This is a genomic window from Methanoregula sp., assembly GCF_049510175.1.
Classification (GTDB): domain Archaea; phylum Halobacteriota; class Methanomicrobia; order Methanomicrobiales; family Methanospirillaceae; genus Methanoregula.
On the sequence record NZ_JBEKZF010000007.1, the window covers coordinates 101,828 to 107,827 of the forward strand.

A 6,000-nucleotide genomic window follows, 5' to 3' on the forward strand; every position below is an offset into this window, starting at 1 on the left:
ATACGGGAGGTAGCGAGCGTTCTCCAAGACCACGGATCAATACTCGACCGATCCATTACTACTGGAATAAATTCCGGGAACAAATAATACTAAAAAATTTCACCATTCTTTCTATTCTTCTCATACTTGTCGGGCTTTTTCTGTTCTTTTACTTATCGAACGATAATAAGCCGATGTTTCAGTTTATGATAGGACTCGGTGTTGTCTGTTTCTTCCTAGCGTATTTCCTCTACGCAGTAAAATGTTGGGGTACAGATCATCAGATTGGGGCCGTATTCATGGTTACAATCCCCCTGCTTGTTTATTTCCTGGCGACCTCAAAAATCCCGGATTCAACATCCAACATTCTCTTTTATCTCTTCATCCAGTTCTGTTTCTATGGAATCCTCTCGGTGATTCTGTTGTATATCTTCAATAAAGTTAAAACAGGAATTGGGAGATATGCGTTCAGGATAACGGGACGATATAACCGGAATTTCTTTCCAAGATTATCATATTCAATTACTGGATTGGTTATCGTCTCATTATTATTGATAAGTTTAGGAAGCGCCTCTCTATTTTCCACAAATGCGAATACAATTTCCCAATCTCTTTCGAGTTCGGTAAAAAACACCCAATATGATTCATCTGTATCAGCGAATTCTATAACCCAGCAACCTATCGCTACAATCCCCCCGACTAAACCTACCCTATCACCAACTCAAGTTATAACAACACCCGTTCAGGAAACTGGATTAACTGCACGATCTTTTGCATATATCCTGCGAGGAAAATCCGGAATTGTGAATGTCAATTTGTATTCAAGCGTATATTCTGAAATTTCTTCAAAATCAGCTCCAGCTGCATGTCTACGCTACAATTATGATTCCTCACCATGCACGGATGAAGAAATTCACCAGTATTATCTGACATACCTCGATGATTCCACACAAACGAAATATCTAGATAACCTTGTGAAATCAATCAAATCGAAATCATCCGATACCGACGATCAGGCAAGAATTGCGATTAGTCTGGTCCAGCAAATCCCTTACGATTACAGCAGATTATATTCCACCTCTTTTAAAATGCGGTCTCCATACGAAGTCCTTTATGACGATAAAGGAGTCTGTAGTGAAAAATCTCTGTTACTTGCATATTTGTTGAGAGAATTGGGATATGGAACAGTTTTGTTTGAATTTCCCTCACAAAACCATATGGCCGTTGGAATAAAGAGTTCAGAATTGTATGACTATAGAGATTCGGGATATGCATTTGTGGAAACAGCTGCTCCATCGATTCCAACTGATTCGCAAGGGGATTACGTCGGTGTCGGGAAATTAACTTCGACACCAAATATCTACAAGATTTCTGATGGAATCTCTTTTGATTCAATCTCCGAAGAATACAGAGATGCCCAATCTTTCAATCAGATTGAAGCAATATCAAAAAGTTCCGGTGGTGTTTTAGATCAAAATTACTACTTCATGTGGCAATCTCTCGTTCAGAAATATGGACTTAAAATAGGTTCATGATATGTGATAATATCTCGATGCATGCGTATTTACTACAAGTGATTTCCCTCATTTCTTGGCAACGCCCCCCCCACACCGCCCCGGGCAATCCCTTTTCTACGAGGATGTGCCGACGGCCCCCCTCTCCCGCACCGGCAAGCCTCAAGGGCAGGGGGTACCCCCTCCTCCCACGCTCAGCAAGGGGGGGGTCTCAAGTATACCCCCCCACCTTGGCCAGCACAATGTAACACATTTCATGGCCGGGCAATACCGGGATTGCATCGTTTACCGACGGCAAACCGCGTCCCCCCCCAGCCTCCCGCAAACCATCCGGACGAGCGGCCGGGCGCTGAGCGGAGGGGGGGGTCTGGTGCCAACCCCCCACCCCCATGCAGGGGGGGTATGCACGTTTTGAAAATAAAAGGGAGGGGGGGTATGCCGGATACCCCCCTTCCCAATTTTGGGAACTGTGCAATATTGCACAACGTTTTGACCGGCCCTTGCACGGGTATTCTGACGGAGCGGTCGTTCTGGAGGCTACCCAGAAATGATCAGGGGGGGGTCTGATCCAGCCAAAGGGGGGGAGGGGTATGCCGGATACCTCCCCCCCATGGGGGTGGGGGGGTCTGCACGGATTTTTTCCGGAACAATGGGGGGGTGTCCGGCATACCCCCCCCCGTGCTGCCGGCTTGTGGCAATGCGGTCTGTGTATGCCGGCTTGTGGCAATCCCCCTCGGGATCGAGGTGCCAACCACCACTCCGCTAAATGCGTGAGCCCTGCGTTTGGAATAGTCGGGTGATCCTACTTCTCCAGGGCCGGTTCAGCCCAGGGATTCGGGAACCATCTGTTGCATTTCTTACAATGCAGCTTCAGGCCGGTCTCTGTTGTTCGCCATCTTAATCCACAGTGCGGGCAGGTAAACGCATGATCATGGACAACTTCATCTGGCTGTTGCATACATGCCCGTATGCCGGGAATTATAGATAGGAGTATCGATCGGGGAAAACTTCCCCCGACGGTACCGCATGGGCAACGCCCTCCCAAATCGCAGTCTGGCAATCCCCATACCATGCGAATGTGCCGACGGCCCGCCGTTTTTCCAATTTTTAAAAGAATAGCGATATCAATAGCAGCAGGATGCAATCTGCAGGAAACCTATAACCTGAAATAGCAATGCGGAGTAACAAAATGAGAGGCTGATGCATGGCAGGAAAATCTGAAAAACAACCGAAAGAATCAGCAAAACCGGTATCCCCCTGTGGAAGTAGTTGTCAGTATTTTGTAGAGAAAACCTGTCCCGGTGAAGATACCGGGTGTACGTTATACTGGCGTTTTTCACAAGGCCTTACATAACAAAAAACCGGGGCCCGCACACGAGTCCGCCATCTCTCTCTTTGAACGGTGATACCGGAAGTGCCGGGCTGCAAAATGCAGGATAACAATAACACGCATCAGGTTTTTGGAGAACCTGATTTGGACCTCTCTGTTTGCACGAACCAGGACAATTCGTGATCGTCCCCGCTCCTCCCGCAACGCCCTCTTCTTTCCGGCCCGGGCAATCCCCCTATCATGTGAATGTGCCAACGGCCCGCCGCTGCTGGCGAAGCCCCGCCCGGTATCGAAACCTATTTCGCCCCCTGTCCCGATTCAGGCATAATGTACCGTTGCCACGTTTGCAGGAAAAATCTTGGCGAACTCCCGTTCACGTGCCCGTGGTGCGGACAGATCTTTTGCTTTGACCATTTCATGCCGGAAAACCACCACTGCTCCCGGCCTCACCTGTATGACCGTAATCTCCACCTCAGAGTCTGCCGGAACTGCGGACGCGAGCTGAAAGGGGAGCTCGTTCCCTGTCACCGGTGCGGTAAAGTCCTGTGTGACCATTGCCGGCTGCCGGAGAACCATCTCTGCCGGGACAAATTCACCGGCAGTTCTCCACGTTCTTTCCGTTCCTCCTGATGCTGGTCCGGTGAAGGTTTACGATTTTTTTGTTTTATTGAACAGGTGCTCGGCCGGACAACCGATCTCCCTCTGCTTACAATACCTGCAGGCCAGTTGTCCTCGCACAAGAGCATTCCCCAGGAAACCCAGGAGGAAGAGGGCGATGATGAGAATGAGGACGGTCCAGGAAAATTCCTGTGCCAGGAGCAGTATTCCTGCGAGGAAGGGGATTATGAATGCCAGAAAATCCGGGATCACATCTTTCCATGTCAGCTCCATCCGGCTGAACTTCTCCGGGCTGCCCTTCCGGAAAAACAGAGCGCTCAACCGGCCCTTGCCAAAGGTACAGGTCTTGCCGTAATAGTAGCAGTCCACGCAATGTCCGATCAGCAGCCGGATCTCCAGGAGAAGAATAAAAATTACATAACAGATGACCCAGACGATGCTGAACTGGAAGAGGATACATGCGCCAATGATGTAGATCAGGAGCGATAAAAGATTTGACCCGATAACAATCGCGACGGGATAATTTTCTTTGCAGCCCGGTTCCTCCATACCGGAATTGACGAATTATAAATATAATAAAATTCCGCATAATCTCCTTCCTTGCCGGCACACCCATCGCTTCCCTGTGTGGGGGTGTCTTTGCGGATCTATTTTGAAACAATGGGGGGATTGCCGCTAGCTCCCCCGTGCCATACCCGTTACGGGCAACGTGATTCGTAATCCGTCTCTGGCAATCCCCCCGTCAAACGAATGTGCCGGTGCCCCCCCTGCCAGCCTCCCGCAGACCGTCCGGACAAGCCGCCGGGAGAATTCAACCGGAAGATCGAAATCGCTCTGCACTACCTGTTCGTTCCGGGCAAAAGAGCCGAAAAATCAGCAATTTAATGCATCTCTTTAACGTGTCACCCGCCAAGTAAGCATCATTCGTATGATATCTACTGAAAAAAAGATAAAAATAATCCGTGACAAGTTGAGCAGGATTGGTATCGGTGAAAAGAACCTCGACGATAAAGCCATTCTCGCGTCGTACAGTATCAACCAGTACGGCAACCTGTGTCCGGTTCCCAAGCTCCAGTAATCATCTCCTCAGATATTCTCCGGCATAGTATACCCGGCCCGTGAGAGGATAGGGATCATCATCGTTCCCTCTTTCTAACCGCCATTTTTCCTGCACCAGTCCGATGAGCATGTGCCGATGTCCCACCGGCCACCCAAAAAGATCATAGAAAAGTGGGCAAACGATATCTACTGCGAGTGAAGGCTTCTATTCCCTTTTTGTCGTCCTTAAAAATTTTTAAGGTGTTCTTTCAGAACACGGTGATGGCGTTGGTCAGGGTTCTGTTACCGCCATCAAGCGTGGATACGTTCACCTTCCACGATCCTGTTGCGGCATCCGTGATGTTTGCAGTCCCGTAGATCCGTGACGAATACACCGCTGTTATGGTGGTCCGGATCTCACGTGCATTCAGCCGTGACAGGTTCACGGTTGTCCTTCCGCCGGGCTGGAAGTAATTGCCGTTTATGATGTAGGAGATGGTCGTTCCCTGGTATCCTGAAGCGGGCGTGAAGGAGGTGATAGTCGGTATTGGCAGTTTTTGGACCGTGAACGTGGAGCCGACCCTGCCGCCATCAGCGGTAGTCACGTTAAGTCTCCATGTGCTGAGAGGCGCATCAGATGGAAACGAGACCCCGCCGATGATCTGGCCGGGCGTGACGGAATAGATCGTAGTACTCAGCTCAGGGTACGCCGGGGTACTCAGGTTCACGGATGTCATGCCGGGCTGGAAGTTGGCGCCGGTGATCGTATAGGAGACCGTGGTGTTCGGGTAACCTGTTTTTGGTGTGATCGAGGAGAAAATCGGGACCTGCCGGATCTCGGTAAAGAGGATACGCGAGGTGCTGGTGCCGCCATTGATGGTCGTTACGTTGACCGTCCATATTTTTCCGAACGGTGAATCCGGTGGAACCGTAAAGTTCCCGGTGATGGCGGTTGGCGTCACGCTGGTCAGCTGGGCAGTCACGTTGTCGTTATGAGCATTGAAATAGGTCTGGTTGTAGAGCGTGACCGTGGTATTGCCGGGGCCGGGCTGGTAGTTCGTACCGGCCAGCGTGAACGTGACGAGGCTGGTCCTGGCGCCAGTGAGAGGTGTCATGGAACTGATGGTCGGCACCGGTTTCAGGAGTGTGAACGTGACCGGCGAGGTGCTGGTGCCGCCGTCGACCGTGGTGACGTTGACGAGCCAGCTGTTCAGGCCAACGGGTGCATTGTCCGGGAAGAGCACCCGGGCCGTGATTGATGCCGGCGTCACGCCCGTGACATTCGCATACACGCGGGTCGTGTTGGTCGTGAAATACGTTTGGTTGTAGAACGAGACGTTCGAGCCGGTGCCGACCTGGAAGTTGGAACCGGCCAGTGTGAAGCTGATGGTCGTGTTCCGGAACCCGGTCGCTGGTGTAATCGACGTGATTGCCGGTTTCAGCTGCTGCGTGATCGTGAACGTAACCAGCGAGGTGCTGGTACCGCCGTCGACCGTGGTGACGTTGGCGAACCATTTCCCG

Annotated in this window: 6 protein-coding genes; 3 read left to right on the forward strand and 3 right to left on the reverse strand. The window is 50.9% G+C overall.

All coding sequences use genetic code 11. The features are described from left to right. Positions 1 to 185: 185 nt before the first annotated feature. A complete protein-coding gene (locus tag ABSG49_RS10165; protein WP_424026015.1) occupies positions 186 to 1,514 on the forward strand; it encodes a transglutaminase domain-containing protein in 1,329 nt (442 codons plus the stop codon). 1,636 nt (positions 1,515 to 3,150) lie between these two features. After that, entirely contained in the window at positions 3,151 to 3,453 is a 303-nt protein-coding gene (locus ABSG49_RS10170; RefSeq protein ID WP_424026016.1) for an AN1-type zinc finger domain-containing protein, read from the forward strand. Positions 3,454 to 3,471: 18 nt separating this feature from the next. Here the strand turns inward: ABSG49_RS10170 and ABSG49_RS10175 are convergent, their stop codons facing one another. Then, on the reverse strand, positions 3,472 to 3,990 hold the full coding sequence (locus tag ABSG49_RS10175; protein ID WP_424026017.1) for a hypothetical protein: 519 nt from the start codon (positions 3,988 to 3,990) through the stop codon (positions 3,472 to 3,474). 126 nt (positions 3,991 to 4,116) lie between these two features. Then, positions 4,117 to 4,281 (reverse strand): hypothetical protein, encoded by a 165-nt coding sequence (locus ABSG49_RS10180; RefSeq protein ID WP_424026018.1) that lies wholly within the window; start codon positions 4,279 to 4,281, stop codon positions 4,117 to 4,119. An 88-nt stretch (positions 4,282 to 4,369) separates the two neighbouring features. On the opposite strand from ABSG49_RS10180, the gene ABSG49_RS10185 reads away from it, so the two are divergent. Then, a complete protein-coding gene (locus tag ABSG49_RS10185) occupies positions 4,370 to 4,519 on the forward strand; it encodes a hypothetical protein (RefSeq protein ID WP_424026019.1) in 150 nt (49 codons plus the stop codon). A gap of 229 nt (positions 4,520 to 4,748) precedes the next feature. Here ABSG49_RS10185 and ABSG49_RS10190 read toward each other — a convergent pair. Then, positions 4,749 to 6,000, reverse strand: a 1,252-nt coding sequence (locus tag ABSG49_RS10190; protein ID WP_424026020.1) for a hypothetical protein, incomplete at its 5' end; no start/stop codon positions are given.

What these genes read in the sequence shown, in the direction of transcription:
- ABSG49_RS10165 (WP_424026015.1), top strand. Translation starts at nt 186, where the DNA reads ATGATAGGACTCGGTGTTGTCTGTTTCTTCCTAGCGTATTTCCTCTAC.
- ABSG49_RS10170 (WP_424026016.1), top strand. Translation starts at nt 3,151, where the DNA reads ATGTACCGTTGCCACGTTTGCAGGAAAAATCTTGGCGAACTCCCGTTC.
- ABSG49_RS10175 (WP_424026017.1), bottom strand. Translation starts at nt 3,990, where the DNA reads ATGGAGGAACCGGGCTGCAAAGAAAATTATCCCGTCGCGATTGTTATC.
- ABSG49_RS10185 (WP_424026019.1), top strand. Translation starts at nt 4,370, where the DNA reads ATGATATCTACTGAAAAAAAGATAAAAATAATCCGTGACAAGTTGAGC.